Annotated in this window: 16 protein-coding genes; 9 read left to right on the top strand and 7 right to left on the bottom strand. The window is 39.0% G+C overall.

Translation table 11 applies throughout. The features are described 5' to 3' along the window. Positions 1-181: 181 nt before the first annotated feature. The 6 genes from E1176_RS16475 to E1176_RS16500 form a co-directional block, all read right to left on the bottom strand. The gene (locus E1176_RS16475) at positions 182-1,372 is read right to left on the bottom strand and encodes a hypothetical protein (protein WP_155212048.1); all 1,191 of its coding nucleotides are present in this window, start codon (positions 1,370-1,372) and stop codon (positions 182-184) included. Beyond that, positions 1,369-1,629 (bottom strand): hypothetical protein, encoded by a 261-nt coding sequence (locus E1176_RS16480; RefSeq protein WP_155212050.1) that lies wholly within the window; start codon positions 1,627-1,629, stop codon positions 1,369-1,371. Before E1176_RS16480 ends, E1176_RS16475 begins: the two co-directional genes overlap by 4 nt. Before the next feature lie 5 nt (positions 1,630-1,634). Next, positions 1,635-2,735: a hypothetical protein gene (locus E1176_RS16485; RefSeq protein WP_155212052.1), complete on the bottom strand. Its 1,101-nt coding sequence runs from the start codon at positions 2,733-2,735 to the stop codon at positions 1,635-1,637. 2 nt (positions 2,736-2,737) lie between these two features. Beyond that, a complete protein-coding gene (locus E1176_RS16490) occupies positions 2,738-3,409 on the bottom strand; it encodes a C40 family peptidase (protein WP_155212054.1) in 672 nt (223 codons plus the stop codon). A gap of 115 nt (positions 3,410-3,524) precedes the next feature. Continuing rightward, entirely contained in the window at positions 3,525-3,986 is a 462-nt protein-coding gene (locus tag E1176_RS16495) for a response regulator (RefSeq protein WP_185152855.1), read from the bottom strand. Positions 3,987-4,202: 216 nt separating this feature from the next. Next, positions 4,203-4,859: a response regulator transcription factor gene (locus E1176_RS16500; protein ID WP_155212057.1), complete on the bottom strand. Its 657-nt coding sequence runs from the start codon at positions 4,857-4,859 to the stop codon at positions 4,203-4,205. A 189-nt stretch (positions 4,860-5,048) separates the two neighbouring features. Between E1176_RS16500 and E1176_RS16505 the strand changes: the two genes are divergently transcribed. The 7 genes from E1176_RS16505 to E1176_RS16535 all read left to right on the top strand — a co-directional run bounded on the left by E1176_RS16505 (position 5,049) and on the right by E1176_RS16535 (position 12,629). Then, on the top strand, positions 5,049-5,981 hold the full coding sequence (locus tag E1176_RS16505; protein ID WP_155212059.1) for a hydrogen peroxide-inducible genes activator: 933 nt from the start codon (positions 5,049-5,051) through the stop codon (positions 5,979-5,981). Between the two features lie 59 nt (positions 5,982-6,040). After that, the gene (locus E1176_RS16510; protein WP_155212061.1) at positions 6,041-7,174 is read left to right on the top strand and encodes a trans-sulfuration enzyme family protein; all 1,134 of its coding nucleotides are present in this window, start codon (positions 6,041-6,043) and stop codon (positions 7,172-7,174) included. Then, a complete protein-coding gene (locus E1176_RS16515; protein WP_155212063.1) occupies positions 7,174-8,040 on the top strand; it encodes a fructosamine kinase family protein in 867 nt (288 codons plus the stop codon). The genes E1176_RS16510 and E1176_RS16515 overlap by 1 nt, the downstream gene beginning before the upstream one ends. 116 nt (positions 8,041-8,156) lie before the next feature. Then, positions 8,157-8,876 (top strand): energy transducer TonB, encoded by a 720-nt coding sequence (locus E1176_RS16520; RefSeq protein ID WP_155212065.1) that lies wholly within the window; start codon positions 8,157-8,159, stop codon positions 8,874-8,876. Between the two features lie 68 nt (positions 8,877-8,944). After that, positions 8,945-9,730 (top strand): energy transducer TonB, encoded by a 786-nt coding sequence (locus tag E1176_RS16525; protein WP_155212067.1) that lies wholly within the window; start codon positions 8,945-8,947, stop codon positions 9,728-9,730. A 72-nt stretch (positions 9,731-9,802) separates the two neighbouring features. After that, positions 9,803-11,974 (top strand): DPP IV N-terminal domain-containing protein, encoded by a 2,172-nt coding sequence (locus E1176_RS16530; RefSeq protein ID WP_155212069.1) that lies wholly within the window; start codon positions 9,803-9,805, stop codon positions 11,972-11,974. Between the two features lie 88 nt (positions 11,975-12,062). Then, positions 12,063-12,629, top strand: a complete 567-nt coding sequence (locus E1176_RS16535) for a 2'-5' RNA ligase family protein (RefSeq protein ID WP_155212071.1) — start codon at positions 12,063-12,065, stop codon at positions 12,627-12,629. 43 nt (positions 12,630-12,672) lie between these two features. Here the strand turns inward: E1176_RS16535 and E1176_RS16540 are convergent, their stop codons facing one another. Beyond that, a complete protein-coding gene (locus tag E1176_RS16540) occupies positions 12,673-14,691 on the bottom strand; it encodes a PKD domain-containing protein (protein ID WP_155212073.1) in 2,019 nt (672 codons plus the stop codon). Between the two features lie 208 nt (positions 14,692-14,899). Here E1176_RS16540 and E1176_RS16545 point away from each other — a divergent pair, with 208 nt between their 5' ends. Together E1176_RS16545 and E1176_RS16550 are read left to right on the top strand one after the other, a co-directional pair. Further along, positions 14,900-15,436, top strand: coding sequence for an RNA polymerase sigma factor (locus tag E1176_RS16545; RefSeq protein ID WP_343030555.1), 537 nt, complete (start codon positions 14,900-14,902; stop codon positions 15,434-15,436). A gap of 3 nt (positions 15,437-15,439) precedes the next feature. Continuing rightward, on the top strand, positions 15,440-16,147 hold the full coding sequence (locus E1176_RS16550) for a hypothetical protein (RefSeq protein WP_155212077.1): 708 nt from the start codon (positions 15,440-15,442) through the stop codon (positions 16,145-16,147). The last annotated feature ends 210 nt before the right edge of the window (positions 16,148-16,357 follow it).

Consider the following 16,357-nt stretch of genomic DNA (forward strand, 5'->3'; position numbering starts at 1 on the left):
CGCTCGAGAGATGTAGTCATCTAGAATATGAATTGTCCACCTCTTGTACTAGTTCAATATACTGGCTTACTTCAAAATCCGTAATATCTGAGGGTTACTTGCTTATTGAGTCTTTAAACTCTGGTAAAGGAATTTCTTTATCTGAGTGAGAAATGAAAGTATGCACTATAGCCTTGTTGTATTATTTTGAAAGTTGAGCGAATATTCCGAATGAAATTAGTTCGTCAGTTTGGTAATTGACTTCTGTGGCGCCATTTCTGTAGGTAATTAATGCTTGAAAACCTTTTCCCTCAACTTCATAACCAAAAGAAATTCGGTAATTAAACTTAAATTCTTCTTCTGGATTTACCGAGTCATTAAGGTCATAAAAACCCATGGCATCTGCTACAATTGTAAAAGAGTCAAAAACTGGTATCACATAATATATTTTGCCAAATACTTGCCCTGATGTCTCATTTGATTCAATATCATCAGGTCTTTCATTGTCTTGTTCACTATATATTTTCAAGCCGGCAGTGACTACAGGTTTTAGCCTTAATCTATTGCTCCCACCAGTAAGATCCACAAGATTTTGAAATATTAATCGATACTCTAGATTTGCTGAAATACGCCAGTAGTCAAAATCCTGGTTGCCTTCAATTCCTGTTTCAATTACCGTTTCTGACTTGTTTGAAGTGCTGGTAAGACGATAGCTAAGAGGGAATATTTTAACAATATTGAGTGAATCGTTTTTGTTAGTTGAAAGCACTCCTTCTGTTGTGAAATATGCCTTATTACCATTAATAAAGTTGTATGCTTTGCGGTAGGCAAAATCGATCATAAAATTATATTCATTATCATCAGATTCGCTTTTGGGTATTACCCCAAACTCCATTCGATTTTTCATAAAGGCATAGTCACCACCTGAAGCTTCAATATAGTTTTGACGCTGTTCTTCTGAAAAAAGAAGATTACCTTCTGAAGAGGTAGCAATTTCTTCCTGTGTATATGTAAGAACTGTTTCATCTTCCAGTTCTATTTCTAGATCTTTAGAAAAAATAAGCACTGAACTGCCCAGTCCAGTCTGAAGCTCCCGAAGCTGGTCTGTAGTCAGGTTAGTCAACCTTAGTTTAATAGAAGTTCTTGAGTGACTAACTTTCTTGTCTCCATCCGGAAGGCTCGCTACTAAATCTTCATTACCATTTCTAATTTTAAAGGATACACCATCATTTATGCTGGCAATTTTAGATTCTAGTTTTTCCGGTATTATTGAAATAATAATAGATGCGTCTCCAACAGTGTTTACATCAGTGCTATATACCAACGCTGGCTTAGTCTGTGCAAAAGATTCATTTAGCGCTACTAAACAAAGTAAAAAAAATAATTTTCTCATAACTCGAAGTGTTCATTATATAAATAATCTATGGTGTCTTTAAATGTTTCCCACTGCTCGATTACATTGTCATTAAGCAGTACATCATAGTTCTTTTGGTTTAGCAACTCTTTAATTTTTGTGACAAATATTGACATCGAAAAATCATGAAAATGATCGAATGTGAAGTCTTCAAAATCACCGTCAAAGCCTGCAACTGTTTCTAGTGCAGGCTTAACAATTTCTTTTTTTAGTTCGGTCCTTGATAATAAAGCCATAGTTTTTATTTCTTTTCATTAGTTTTCTCACTCAGTGTACCTCTCAGTTTCATAAACTTATTGAGCAGGTCAAACCAAAAGGGTGCTCCTAAAGAAATGGCCAGCGCTGTGACAGCGTAGCCAAAAAAGTTAGTTACAAACATTTTTAGAAGATACTTAAGCTTGTCAAGGAAGCTGTAATTAGCATATCTGACTTTTCCTTTCCGTTTGATCTCCTTGGCAGGCAGAATGCTCGCATTAATGTATAAAGGCACAGTAGACTTGCCATTTTTTGTGAGTGTTAACGAGTCTGGTAACCAACTACCACCTCCCAGAATGTTCTGAGTTTTCTCGATTTCAACATCAAGAGTTTTCTTTATTTCCAGAAGACTATCAATGCGATCATTATAGGCTTCCTGACTCAATGAGTCTTGAAAAGTTGTGGATGTACTAATTGTAATAGGGTTATTATTAATATAGGTGCTGGCCAACTCTACCATCTGAGCTCGCGCCTCTTTGTCATTTGATAATTGCTCAACAATCTTGAAAGTATCCACATTAAAAAGTGTGGCAATGACAAGCCCTATTATGAAAAGCATAATTTGGAGATTTCTTTTGTACCACTCGGTAGCTTGCTTCATGGTATTATTATACCATCTCTCTAACTCAGATTTAAACTTGTCTATATCGTGATTGGCATCTTCAAATAAGCTTTCAACATATTTTTGGGTAGATGAGTCCATGCCCAAATTTTTGATGCCGGTTTTAATGATATTGGTTGTTTCATCTCCTTCTCCACGTTCTTTAATTAAAAAAACTAGTGTTTTTGAAAAGGTATCATCTTTGATGGCTGACGGCTTACTGAAAAATTTATTAGGAGACATAAATTTTACTTCAGGGTGGTTGTAGAATGAATCAATGAGAGCACCCTTTCTACTTTTGCCAAAGGATTTCAGCGTGGTAACTTCACTGTCCATGAGCATTCTCTTTATAGCACTGTGAAGGTTTCTGGCTCTTAATCCGAGATTTGTGGCAATGATTTCAGCAACAAGAGTGCCTAGTAAGCTATAAAGTAAATAGACAAAGGTAATTCCGATTACGATATCTAAAACCACACTCCCAGTCATCTCTATTCGTTTAAAATGTTAAATAGATAGTCTTTGGTTTTGGCTCCGTAGACACCATCAATTTTTAGAAATCCACTGGCAGACTGTAGTTCTTTTAGGGCAGAAAAAGTCTTATTGCCAAAATCACCGTCTGATGTGCCGCAATTAAAGCCAGCCATTTTAAGAGCGTCTTGCAAAGCTTTTACCTGATCACCTGTGTCACCCTTTTGTAGATCGGGCTCGGGTAGTGATACAATAGTTGAGGGTTGCAGTCTTCTAAAACCTAAGACTGTATCGGTCGGATAGGCTGAAATTGACACCTGGTTGCCTTGATTGCCTCCCAGGCAATAGACACGATCACCACTTTTTGAATAACCAAAGAAAAATCCAACGTGACCCTTCCATGAGTGAATACTCTCTCTCCAGAATATCACCACATCTCCGGGTTCTGGATTTGTGTCAGTATTTTGTCCGATAAGAAGCCAGGAACGGGCGTTTGCCTTGTTGGTGCCTTTAAGGTTAGATTTTTTAGCTACCCAGTTTACAAATATGCTACACCAGGGTGTTTCATCATCATTTACCCAATTAAAACCACTCTCATGGGCGTAGTTTACAATGGTTTGGTTGTGCGCGTCAGGTCCAGATATCTCTTTCTGGCCGAGTTCAGCAACAGCTGTACTTATGATAGAGTCCATGGGTTAACATTTTGTAGTTCCCAGCCCTACTGACCAACATTTCAATATAGTGTACTAATTATTACTTATGAGATGGTAATGTTGATAAAAGGTACACATGAAAGAAAAAAGCGCCTTATGCGTAGTGATACCTATAACCGGTCATCACGCGGCTTTTGCAAGACTCGTAGCTTGCGGGTGCTTTACTTAAGTTTATTTCAAGATGCTCTTCGCCTAAAGCTCGCTTGATCGCGTAGATCATTGAGTTATCGATATAAGGCTTGATTAGAAATGCTCTGGCGTCTACAGATTTAGCATCGTTTATTATTTTGAGATCAAGTTGGTCGTGCAATAATATAAGAAGCACATTCTTAAGGCTTTCTTCTTTACGGCATTGAGAAGCGAGCTCGATACCATCGAGCCCACTAATTTCAACCTGACTTATAATTAAATGTGGTTTGATATATTTAGCCGTATGCAGGCCTTGAAGCCCATCATCAGCATAGGTGATTTCGAAATCAAAACGAGACAAAATATTGTGAATCTCCCTTCTTGAATTATTATCTCTGTGTACAATTAATATTCTAGTCCGCTCCATACCATAAACAATTAAATGACTGATTTCTTTTTCGAAATTTACCATTAGATATAGAGCGGAATTTTCGATTGCCCGCCTGTCATTCTTATGATATGAGATAAGCAGCTGATATACAGCAATTTAAAAGATGCCTGATTGTTAAGAAATGGGGGGATTTTGCTTATACTATTAGGTAAATTTACCTAACGTCTCCTTGTGTAAGTTTTGAGCAGGTTTTTAATTAATCAGACCGCTCTCGTAGGCATATTTTACTAAGCCAACGGTATTTCTGACACTCAGCTTGTCCATCATCCTGGCACGATGGTTATGTATGGTTTTTTCAGAAAGCGACAGTTTTTCGCTTATCTCCTTCATAGTAAGCTCCCGACATATCAATAGTAGAATTTCGCGCTCTCTATCTGAGAGAGAAATTTGATGATCAAACATGGGTCGGCCTTGTGCTTTTTTTCTAGCAATGGCTCCTTTGCGAAGGGCCTCGACCACCAGCTCATTTTGATAAAAATCATTCTTAATTACCGCAAAAATCGCTTCCTCTACTTCTTCGGGTTGTGCATTTTTTAAGAGGAAAGCATGAGCACCAAGCTCCATTAAATAAAAGATATGCTGATGACTGTCGTGCATAGATAGCACTATGATTTTTACTTGCGGATATCGCCCTATTACCTTTTCGGTGGCTTCTATGCCGTCCATAATGGGCATGTCAAGGTCCATGAGAATCACATCGGGAACTTCTTCTTTTACAAGGTCCAGGAGTTCCTTTCCATTGCCGGCTTCTTTCACCTCTTCTACCTGATCAAATGTCTTTACCAAACGACTTACTCCTTTTCTAAAAAGAGTCTGATCATCCGCAATGTAAACCTTTATTTTCTCCATGAAGTAAACCTGTATTCACCGTATATTACGCGCTTACGGCCTAATATCCAAAAATTAATAATTGGGTATTTACAATGAGTTAAAATTACAGCCCAAACAACTATCAAACACATTAGAAAATGGATGATTGTGATAAATGTTCGATAGATTTTATCAATTATTTTTTAGATTAGTTATAAATTTTAAAGGATGACTCTGATTCAGTTTGATTATATCATAGCGGTAGACAATTACCGCCATTTTGGTAGGGCTGCAGCTGCGTGTTTTGTAACGCAACCAACCCTTAGTATGCAAATACATAAGCTGGAAGATCAGCTGGGGGTTTTAATTTTTGATCGAAGTAAACAACCTGTAGTGCCTACTGACATTGGCAAAAGAATAATTGCTCAGGCACGCTTGGTGGTAAATGAATCAAAGAAGGTAAAAGAGCTGGTTGAAGATGAAAAAGGAGAGGTGGCCGGTGAGCTTAATATTGGTATTATACCAACATTGTCGCCTTACCTTTTGCCGCTATTTATCAATGCTTTCACACAAAAATATCCTCATGTAAATATTAAGGTGGAAGAACTAATAACCGAACAGGTTATCCATAAACTTAAAAATGAGCTACTTGATATCGGCCTGATCGTAACACCTTATGATGATCCCGGGCTCATTACAAAACCATTGTTTTATGAAGAGTTTTATGGCTATGTGTCAGAATCAAGTGATTTGTACAATGAAGACAAACTGACTTCTGATGGTATTCCTACTGATGAAATCTGGCTGCTCAATGAAGGTCATTGTTTTAGGGATCAGGTGCTCAATGTTTGTCAATCTTACAAAGAAAGAGACAGCCAGTTTAAGTACGAAAGTGGGTCTCTTGAAGCTTTGAGGAGAATTGTAGATAAACATGGTGGGATGACTTTACTACCTGCACTGGCCACTTTAGATTTTGAAGAGAAGGCAAAAAGAAAATTAAAATCCTTTGATGAGCCTAAACCCGTGAGAGAAGTAAGCCTGGTGATGCACCGAAGCTATTTAAAAAGAAAGCTGGTAAAAGCGTTGCACGGGGAAATTTTAGAAGCCATTCCAGACAATGTAAAAATTGAAAAGCATGGTGAAGTAATTAAATGGAAATAGTCTAGCCATTATTATCACCACCTGAATTAGTTTTACTAAAGAGATAAGAAATCTAAAAAATGAAACATAACAAGTCAACACAGTGCGTGCATGTAGGTACGATTTATGATGAGAAAACAAGAGGCACAATTACCCCGATATATACCTCTAGTGCCTTTGATTACCTCAACGTAGAATACCACGCTTACCCAAGATATTTTAATACCCCAAACCAGAAAGTGGTTTCAGAAAAGATAGCGGCTTTAGAGAATGGTGAAGAAGGTATGATCTTCAGTTCTGGAATGGCAGCTATTACCACAGTTTTCTTTTCCTTGCTGAAGAAAGATGATCATGCAGTTTTTCAAAGTGATTTGTACGGAGGTACGCATCATGCCATAGCCAATGAGATGGAGCGATATGGTATCAGCTACGATTTCGTGGATTCGCTGGAAACAGAAGATTTTATTTCAGTGATTAAAGACAATACTAAACTGCTTTACATCGAGACACCATCTAACCCACTGATGAAGTTAATCGATATTGAAGCTATTGCTAAAGCAGCCAAAGCAAAGGGCGTTATCACGGTTATTGACAATACTTTTGCCAGCCCTATAAACCAGAATCCTATCGATTTGGGCATAGACATAGTGGTACATAGTGGCACCAAATATCTGGGAGGGCATAGCGATCTGTGCTGTGGGGCAGTGGTTTCTTCAACTGAAATTATGAAACAAGTATGGGGATCTGCCATTCACTTTGGTGGAAGCTTAAACGCTCAGATTTGCTCACTTTTGGAGAGAAGCTTAAAAACTCTGGCACTACGAGTAAATCAGCAAAACGCCAATGCTCAAGCCATCGCTTCTTTTTTAACCAAGCATGAAAAAGTAGACGCAGTTTACTACCCAGGTTTAACGAGCCACCCGCAGTATGAGCTGGCCAAAAAACAAATGCATGGCTTTGGAGGAATGCTATCTTTCGAGGTACAGGGTGATCCTGATGCTTTCGTGCAGAAGCTACAATTAATTCCAAGTGCAATGAGTCTGGGCGGTGTAGAGTCTACGATTACCTCTCCCAAGCAAACTTCTCACAGTAAGGTAAGTCCTGAAGGAAGGGCCAAGGCAGGTATAAAAGACAATTTACTAAGGCTTTCTGTAGGAATCGAAGATGCTAACGACCTCATTGCAGATTTAGATCAGGCACTGAATAGTCAGTGATGAGCAAACTGCCAGATGAAATACTCAACTACTGCCAAAGAGAGCTTGGCCAGGTCAAAAACTTTACACCCGCATCTGGTGGCTGTATAAATAATGGTGGACTGGTAGAGGCAGAAAGTGCCAGAGCATTTATAAAATGGAATAGTGCCAGTCGATTTCCTAACATGTTTGAAGTTGAAGCGAAAGGCCTGTCTTTACTAAAAAAAGCACATAGTCTTTTTGTCCCTTCAGTTTTGGGTGATTACGAAGGTAAAGAATTCAGTGGCTTATTGATCGAATATATTGAGCCAACATCGAGAAAAGACAACTTTTGGGAAAACTTTGGTGAAGGGCTGGCCAGACTTCATAAGCAATCATCTGGTCAGTTTGGCTTAGACCACAACAACTACATGGGCTCTCTCGAGCAGCTAAATGATAATAGAGATACGATTGTAGAGTTTTTCAGAGATTGCCGATTGCAACCGCAAATCGATCTTGCCAAGCGCTCAAATAAAATAGATAAAGAAGGCTTTATTTTATTTGATAAGCTTTTTGATAAATTATCTGATCTCTTGGTCGAAGAGTACCCATCATTAGTACATGGCGATTTATGGAGTGGCAACTTCATGACCGGGCCTCAGGGATATGCTGCACTGATAGATCCTGCAGTAGCTTTCAATCATCGTGAGGCCGACTTGGCGATGACCCAGCTCTTTGGAGGTTTCGATCCGAAATTTTATGAAGCTTATCAGGCAGATTTTCCTCTGTCTCCGGGCTATCAGGAGCGCTTCGATATTTTCAACTTATATCCGCTGCTAGTTCACGTCAATTTGTTTGGTGGTGGATATTACAATCAGGTGATGCATACGTTGAAAAGATACATTTAGTAGACAAAATTCCACACTTTTTTAAGCCCTTCAATACGTAGAATGCTGTTTAACAGCATTTTGCGCTTTTGGAATGATATTTCTGCTTGTAGTTGTAAATCAAAGCTAATACTACGATGCAGACTAAAAAGATATATAAAAGAGACTCTATTTTAATAGCAGGAGTAGTCACCCTTTCATTATTATTTTCTGCTTGCACTTCATCAAATGAAAAAGATGAATCTACAGAGGACGATAAAGAAATGATCGAAGAGCAATCTGATGCTAACATGAGTAGCACAGGAATGCTTCACGAGGCGGACTTTGATAAAACGCTTGAAGAATATACAGTCAAATACCCTGAGCTTGAATACACATATATTGAAACAAAAGACGGTAAGCTCGCTACAACCAAAGGTAACTACCAATTGAAGGTCGAAGGTATTGACAATCAATCAGACCTGGACAAATTCGTGGCTTATGTAGAAGCTAATTATGCCATGAAGCGTGAGAATACAAATACTAACGTAGAAGTCGCTGCAAAGCCACAAGGGGGTTTTGACGGATATTACGAAGCCTTGAAAAACAATACGAGTTATCCTAAAGAAGCTTTAAAAGCAGACGTAGGAGGTACAGTATTCGTAGAGTTTGTGGTAGATGATAAGGGTCAGGTTTCAAATGTAAAAGCTATGGAGGGTATGTATTATACCAAAGAAAGAGCTTTTATGGATGAGCTGGATGCTGCTGCAGTAGAAGCGGTAAAAGAAACCCAGTGGGATTGGATACCAGCGAAGCAGGGCGGTAAGCCAGTAAAAATGAAAATGGAGATACCTATCACATTCGACCCGGAGGCATAAATAAAGAAAAGATAGAGTTGCGTTAAACTAATGTGACTAGCAGTAATAGATAAGAAAGGAACAGAGCAGTGGAGACAATATTTCAACAGATGGAGTCAGTAATGACGGTTTGGATAGACCTGACGTGGGTTGGAGCGGCACTTTCTTTATTGTGGGTGGTGTTTCGCACGATGAAACAACGCAAAGTAAAAGGAAAAGGGCTGAAGACATTGATATATACATTAACAATGGCGGTACTTGTTATGGCCTGTACTTCCACCACAAAAGATGATATTAAAGAAGAAACGGCTTTATTTCATCAAGATGCGTCTTACAGCAACAAACTGGATGAGATCAAGCAGAAATACCCAAACTTTTCTTACGCCTATATACCTACAGATAGTGGAAATATTAAAACAGTAAAAGGTGATTATAAAGTAGCTGTAGATGAGGTTGATGACCTGGAAGATGAGCATAAATACATCAAATACCTTGAAGAAAAATATGATGAACGAGTGCAGCGTAGAGACTTATCAAATGATTTGGTAAGCTCACCCGCCAGACCAAAAAAGAATTATCCGGCACTTTTTGAGTTGTTAGATGCGAATATTGAGCGCCCGGCTGAAGCAGAAGAAAGAAATATCGGAGGTACTGTATTTGTCGAGTTTATTTTAAGCGAAAATGGTGAAATTACCGATGTGGAGGCTTCTGAAAGTATTTACTTTACCACCGATTATAAACTGCAACAAGAGTTTGACACAAAGGCAATCGAAGCCATAAAGTCAACAGAAGGCCACTGGACGGTCGCTAAAGATAGTGTTGGCAATGCCGTTCCAATGAAAATAGAAATACCCATCACTTTTCCTGAGAATTGATCTTTACCGTTTATTCAAGCGGTTGTTTATTGTCATTGGTCTTTTTTAACTTAGCCAAAAAACTAAAGATCAATGAAATACATACTTCTTATAATTAGTGCTCTAGCAGCACTGCCGGTTTCGGCTCAAAAAGACATCTCGGTCGCAGATATCTATCAACAAGGCACCTTCCGTCAAAAATCTGTTTATGGTATCAACTGGATGAATGACGGTAGATATTACAGCGCTCAGGAAGGAAATGACATTTTAAAATATGACATTACTACGGGGGAATCAGTAGAAACAATCCTTGATGGCGATGCACTCCAGCCAGCTGTTAATTTTAGAAGCTACACATTTAGCAACGATGAGTCAAAATTACTTTTACTTACCGATCGTGAGAGCATCTATCGTAGATCTTATACAGCCGAATATTATGTATATGATCTAAAAGCAGAAAAACTCACCAAGCTCTCTGACAATGGCAAGCAGGCTTATGCAACATTCTCACCAGATGGGTCTAAAGTAGCTTTCGTAAGAGATAACAATCTTTTTTATGTCTCTTTGGCAGATATGAAAGAAACTCAAATCACTAATGATGGTAAATTCAACGAGCTAATACACGGTAGCACTGACTGGGTGTATGAAGAAGAATTGTCATTTACCAGAGCCTTTGAGTGGTCTGGTGATGGTGAGCAGCTTTTTTACCTTACTTTCGATGAGTCTGGCGTGAGAGAGTATAACATGCAAAAGTGGAACAAAGGAGAGCTTTATCCTGAAGACTACAAGTTTAAGTACCCAAAAGCCGGGGAAGACAATTCTAAAGTCACAGCTACTATTTACAATTTAGCCGATGGCAAAGCCAACGCGGTAGACCTTGGTACTGATCAGGAATATTATGTAGCCAGAATATATCAAACACAGAATGATAACGTGCTCTCTCTAATGAGACTCAACAGGCTTCAGAATCAGTTAGATATCCTACATGTAGATACAAAGACAGGTTCAACTACAACGGTACTTACTGAAAAATACGACACCTATGTCGACCTCGATTTTATCGATGACCTTACCTATTTAAAAGACGGTAAACATTTCGTTCACTCTAGTGAAAAAAGTGGTTATAAGCACTTATACCTTTACACGATAGACGGTAAGTTAAAAAACCAAATTACCAGTGGTGACTGGGAAGTGAGCTCTTTCGAAGGTGTTGATGAATCTTCTCGCAGACCGGTAGCTTACTTTACTTCGACCGAAATTTCTCCTTTAGACAGAACCTTCTACTCTATTGAGCTTTCAGGGAAAAATAAGAAAACCCTAAGAGGTGAAGAGGGTGTTCACGGAGTCAATATGAGTAGCGATTACAAATATTATATCGACTACTACAGCAGTGCTAAGAAGCCTTTAAACGTAAGCCTATATCAAACAGGGAAGAATAAGCTTGTAAAGGTTTTAGAAGACAACGCCAGTTTAGAAAAAACAGTGAAGGACTACGCTTTATCACCTAAAGAATTCTTTACCTATAAAACAGTTGATGGAACTGACCTGAATGGTTACATGATTAAGCCAACTGATTTTGATGAGAATAAAGAATACCCTGTATTGGTTTATCAGTACAGCGGTCCGGGCTCTCAGCAGGTTATGAACTCATGGAATGGCGGCAATTATTACTGGCACCAAATGCTTGCTCAGGATGGATATATTGTAGCTGTAATCGATACTCGAGGTACAGGAGGACGTGGTGCAGAGTTTAAAAAACTCACCTACAAGCAACTAGGTAAATACGAGTCTGAAGACCACATTGCCGGAGCAAAATACCTGGGCAACCTACCTTATGTTGATGAATCAAGAATTGGTATCTGGGGCTGGAGCTACGGTGGTTATATGTCTTCGTTGGCCATGTTCAAAGGTGAAGGTTTATTTAAGGCAGCCATTGCTGTAGCACCTGTTACCAACTGGAGATTTTACGACACCATTTATACTGAGCGATATATGGATACTCCTCAGAATAATGCTTCAGGATATGATGACAACTCGCCAACAAGTCATGTTGATAAGCTGAATGGTAACTACCTATTAATCCATGGTACCGGAGATGATAACGTTCACTTCCAAAATGCAGTGACCTTGCAAAATGCTTTGATCGCAGCTGGTAAGCAGTTTGATTCATTCTATTACCCAGACAGGGCACATGGCATCTATAGAGATAATGCTCGTATGCACCTTTATACGATGATGACAGACTGGTTAAAGGAGAATCTATAAGCGCATTTTAACGCGAAATCTAAGAGGCTGTCTCAAACTACTTTAGAGACAGCCTCTTTTTTTATTTTACACTTGGTATTTTCACCTTATGAAAACCGAATTGCAGCTTTATTTTATTGCCCTTTTGCCTCCCGAGCCAATTTTTGATGAGGTAATGGACTATAAAAAATTGTTTGCCAATAAGTACGACTCAAAAACAGGCCTGAAATCACCACCACATATTACACTCCATATGCCCTTTAGGCTAAAAGAGAAAAAAGAAGAGGCGCTAGGTCAATCACTGACCACATTAGCAACCAATACTGATAAATTTGAAATAGCACTTAACGGCTTTGGGCACTTTAACCAAAGAACCATTTTCATTGATGTGGAGGCTAATGATAGTTTGCATGCTTTATTTAAAAATATCATGAAATCAATGAAAGTCAATTTCAATATTTTTAATGCAGACTATAAAAACAGAGGATTTAACCCTCACCTAACACTTGCTTTTAGAGACCTGAAGAAGGAGTCTTTTAACGAAGCATGGCCACACTTTAAAGACCAGCCATACCATAATAAATTTATTTCAGATGGGTTTGTGTTGCTAAAGCACAATGGTAAAAGTTGGGATGTTTACCAAACGTTTAAATTTAAAAAAGGCCCGGAAGCCTAAAAATCTCCCGGACCTCATTAACCCAAAAAACAGTTATGAAGAACTAATTGGTGTTGCCTAATGTGTTGTTGCTATAGGTATTGCCCGAAGCTGTTACGATTGCTCCAGATTCTATAAACAGGCCGTAACCATTGCTATCGGTAAGGTTACAGTTTGTGATGGATAATCTATCACCGCCATTCACGCCTACGTTGGTTTTACTCACACCAAAACCCACATCGGTACTGCCTCCGTGTGACACAGTCACATAATCGAGACTATTTCTTACGTCATTGGTGAAGAAAATAAGGCCTCTCCATGCACCCGGAGCTTTACTTTTGCCGGTTATGCTTATCCCATTTGTCGAAGTGCCCTCTGCAGAGAGATAACCATCACCATCCACGTAAATATAAACGTCAGAGCCGACCTCAATATTTACACCCGGATTTAAAACCAGTCCCGAGTTTATGGTAGTTCGGCCGCTCACATAATACGGTGTGCTGTTAGAGAGTGCCTGCCACGTAACTTCAGTAGCACCTTGCTCCAAATCTGAGCCAAGTATCTCTACACTATTGTCACCATTCCCGGTATTAAAAGTCGAGGCCCCATCAATCTGGTGTATTTGATTGGCATCTAGAGCCAGCGGTCTACCACCATTATTGCTAAATTCATTATTAGAAAAGTCAGAGATAGATGCTCCTTTTTCAACATAGATCCCATAGTCGTTGCTATCTCTGATGATTGAGTTAGTGACCTTGGCCTGATCGCCATTATCAATAGCCAGGTTAGAGGCAGCAAGACCAAACCCTCTGGCACTACTACCACCATGGGCAATCTCTACATAGTCAAATAAGGTTTTAGTATCGTTAGTAAATATCTGGATGCCTCTCCATGAACCTGCCGTACCAGCAGAACCAAGAAATTTTACCATATCTCCTGAAGCCCCCTGCGCAATGATGTACCCTGCGTCATCACTTTCCATGTATAAATCAGCTTCAAAATAGAAGGTAGAACCAGCAGTTATTTTAAGTCCGGACTCTATTTCCAGATTACCCGTTACCAAATAAGGAGTGCCATCATCAAAATCACCCCAGGTTACTTCGTTGGTTGAGGCTAAAGCTGAGCCTTTAATTTCTACATGCTGGTTGCCATTTGCTGAAAAAGTGGAGGCTGCATCGAGCTTAGAAACTTCATTGGCCGATACAGAAAGTGGTAAGCCACCATTCTCTGAAAACGAGTTGTTGGAGAAAGAAGACAGTACCCCACCATTTTCTACAAACAACCCGTAATCTGCACTGTGTGTAATTATACTATTAGTGAAGGCCAACTGATCACCATTGTCAATTCCTACCGCAGCTTTCGGCAAACCAAATCCTCTCGCACTACTACCCGCAAACTTCACTTCTGTGTAGTTCATTTGATTATTTACATCATTTGAAAAAATGAAAATACCTCTCCAAAATCCAACGCTTTCTGTAACACCTGTGAATACAATATGCTCAGTAGAAGTACCCTGAGCTACAAGTGCTCCATCATCTACATCCATGTGTACATCGTTGGCAAATATGATTTTCACGCCTGGTTCTATAGTAAGCTTCGCATCTACAATTACATTGCTGGAGGCTATATAGTCGGGCAGATCAGGGTTGGCTATGCGGTTTATTAAAGTTCTGTCCTGAGAAATCGTTCCACCAATTTCCTCTGGTTGTACTCCTCCTTCAACGGTAATAATTACTTCATCCGAAGCGGTGGCAGTCCCATTGTCTACAGTTAGACTGATGGTGTATGTGCCTGTAACATCAGGCGCCAATGTAGGAGCTACAGTAGTTGAAGCGCTCAGTGAGGCAGAACTACCGGTTGGTGCACTGGTTAATTCCCAAAAATAGGTAATTGCACTGCCATCTGCTGAGCTCGATAAGCTACCATCTAATGTTACAATCTCACCTAATTGTACAGTTTGATCAGCGCCCGCATTTGCATTGACCCCTGGGCTTGGGTCGTCATCATCTCCACAGCCGGATAGTGCTATTACAGCTACAAGCACAATCGCATTTAAGGCTACTATTAGTTTAGAAAGTTTCATCTTATTTTATGGTTTAGTTAAACAATAGGGCCTTTATACACTGCTATTTGTAATTGTAAACATTCATCAAAAAGAAATTGTAATTCTTATATAGTAAGCAGATATTGGTCTAGATTTAATTCAAGGTCTTGTTTACAAGTAAATTTTTTGAGGTATTAAGAAGGAATACAAAGGATCGGGGGTAAGCGACAAAGATTGGATTGCGGGCATAAAAGAAGGAGACAAAACCGTATTAGACAGTCTTTATGCTTACTATCGTGATGAGTTCATCACCTGGTCTGGTGCTATGTATAAGTTGAGTGAGGATAATGCAGCTGATGTCTTTCAGGATGCAGTAATTACCTTTTACAGCAATGTAAAATCTGGAAAACTCACCGAGCTAACCAGTAGCATAAAAACGTATTTATTTGCCATCGGTAAAAATCTTTCTTTAAAAAAGATTAAGAAAGAAAAACGCATGGTTTTAGATGATGAGGTGCTTGAGTTTAACAGCAGCGTAGAGTATCAGGAGCTCAGTTTTGAGTATACTGAAAGACAAAAGACGCTCGCGCAAATAGTTGAAAAGCTTGGCGATCCGTGCAAATCAATTTTGAAGCTTTTTTACTTTGAGAACTTTACCATGGACTCGATTGCAGAAAGGCTCGACTATAAAAATGAAAATGTAGCTAAAACTCAAAAACTCAGATGCCTGCAAAAACTAAAAAGTATGTTTGAAAATAGAGCTATCAATAAAGACGATCTATAAATTATGTCTGTGAATAACGCATATATTGAGGAGGTAGATCGCTATTTAAGAGGTGACATGAGTCGTGAAGAGCGAGCAGAGTTTGAGGCTCAGATTGAAAAGAACCCTGAATTAAAGGAATTACATGAGTTTACCAGAGATACTCAGGCAGCTTTAGAGATAAATGAGCTTGGCGCTCTTAAACAGCAGCTTCAACAGACCGAGGATCGGTTAAGAAAAAAAAATAACCGATATCCCTGGGTGAAAATTGCTGCGTCATTGCTTATAGTAATCACATTAGGGTTTGTAATATATCAATTTAGTAAGCCCAATTATGATCAACTATATGACGAGTACTACCGACCATATCCAAATATCGTAAGCCCAACCAATAGATCTTCTGAGCAAAACAGTTTAGATGCCTATCAATTACTGGAAAGAGGTGAAACCGATAAGGCACTCACAAAACTCTATGCTACATCTGTGGCTAATGACACAGTTACATTTTATTTAGGTCAGGCACTACTGGCAAAAGGAAAGTATGAGGAGGCCATTGCAAAGTTTAAATCTATTGCCCCTCAATCTACATTTTTTGAACCGGCCCAGTGGTACGAGTCATTAGCATATCTACAAACTGACGATCAGGAAAAGCTTCTTTTGAAACTAGACCAAATAATCAATAGTCAATCAAGCTACGCACAAAGGGCTAAGAAAATAAAAGAAGGCCTCTAAATAAAAACTTTTCTGGATTTCTGTTTACACTTCGTTTTTACAGAAGATTAAGTCTACTAACAACTAAAACACTTAATCATGAAACGAAAATTTTTAACAGCTTTTGTAATTCTAACAGTAGCAGTAACCACATCAGTAGCTCAGAAAAAAATAGGAGGAGGGCTAGCTTTTGGTACAGAAATAGAAACAATCGGGATTGACATCAATGGG

The sequence above is a fragment of the Fulvivirga aurantia genome (assembly GCF_009711475.1).
GTDB lineage: Bacteria > Bacteroidota > Bacteroidia > Cytophagales > Cyclobacteriaceae > Fulvivirga > Fulvivirga aurantia.

Bases quoted from the DNA above. Each gene is read 5' to 3' on its own strand.
- E1176_RS16475 (WP_155212048.1), bottom strand. From the start codon at position 1,372: ATGAGAAAATTATTTTTTTTACTTTGTTTAGTAGCGCTAAATGAATCT.
- E1176_RS16480 (WP_155212050.1), bottom strand. From the start codon at position 1,629: ATGGCTTTATTATCAAGGACCGAACTAAAAAAAGAAATTGTTAAGCCT.
- E1176_RS16485 (WP_155212052.1), bottom strand. From the start codon at position 2,735: ATGACTGGGAGTGTGGTTTTAGATATCGTAATCGGAATTACCTTTGTC.
- E1176_RS16490 (WP_155212054.1), bottom strand. From the start codon at position 3,409: ATGGACTCTATCATAAGTACAGCTGTTGCTGAACTCGGCCAGAAAGAG.
- E1176_RS16495 (WP_185152855.1), bottom strand. From the start codon at position 3,986: ATGGAGCGGACTAGAATATTAATTGTACACAGAGATAATAATTCAAGA.
- E1176_RS16500 (WP_155212057.1), bottom strand. From the start codon at position 4,859: ATGGAGAAAATAAAGGTTTACATTGCGGATGATCAGACTCTTTTTAGA.
- E1176_RS16505 (WP_155212059.1), top strand. From the start codon at position 5,049: ATGACTCTGATTCAGTTTGATTATATCATAGCGGTAGACAATTACCGC.
- E1176_RS16510 (WP_155212061.1), top strand. From the start codon at position 6,041: ATGAAACATAACAAGTCAACACAGTGCGTGCATGTAGGTACGATTTAT.
- E1176_RS16515 (WP_155212063.1), top strand. From the start codon at position 7,174: ATGAGCAAACTGCCAGATGAAATACTCAACTACTGCCAAAGAGAGCTT.
- E1176_RS16520 (WP_155212065.1), top strand. From the start codon at position 8,157: ATGCAGACTAAAAAGATATATAAAAGAGACTCTATTTTAATAGCAGGA.
- E1176_RS16530 (WP_155212069.1), top strand. From the start codon at position 9,803: ATGAAATACATACTTCTTATAATTAGTGCTCTAGCAGCACTGCCGGTT.
- E1176_RS16535 (WP_155212071.1), top strand. From the start codon at position 12,063: ATGAAAACCGAATTGCAGCTTTATTTTATTGCCCTTTTGCCTCCCGAG.
- E1176_RS16540 (WP_155212073.1), bottom strand. From the start codon at position 14,691: ATGAAACTTTCTAAACTAATAGTAGCCTTAAATGCGATTGTGCTTGTA.
- E1176_RS16550 (WP_155212077.1), top strand. From the start codon at position 15,440: ATGTCTGTGAATAACGCATATATTGAGGAGGTAGATCGCTATTTAAGA.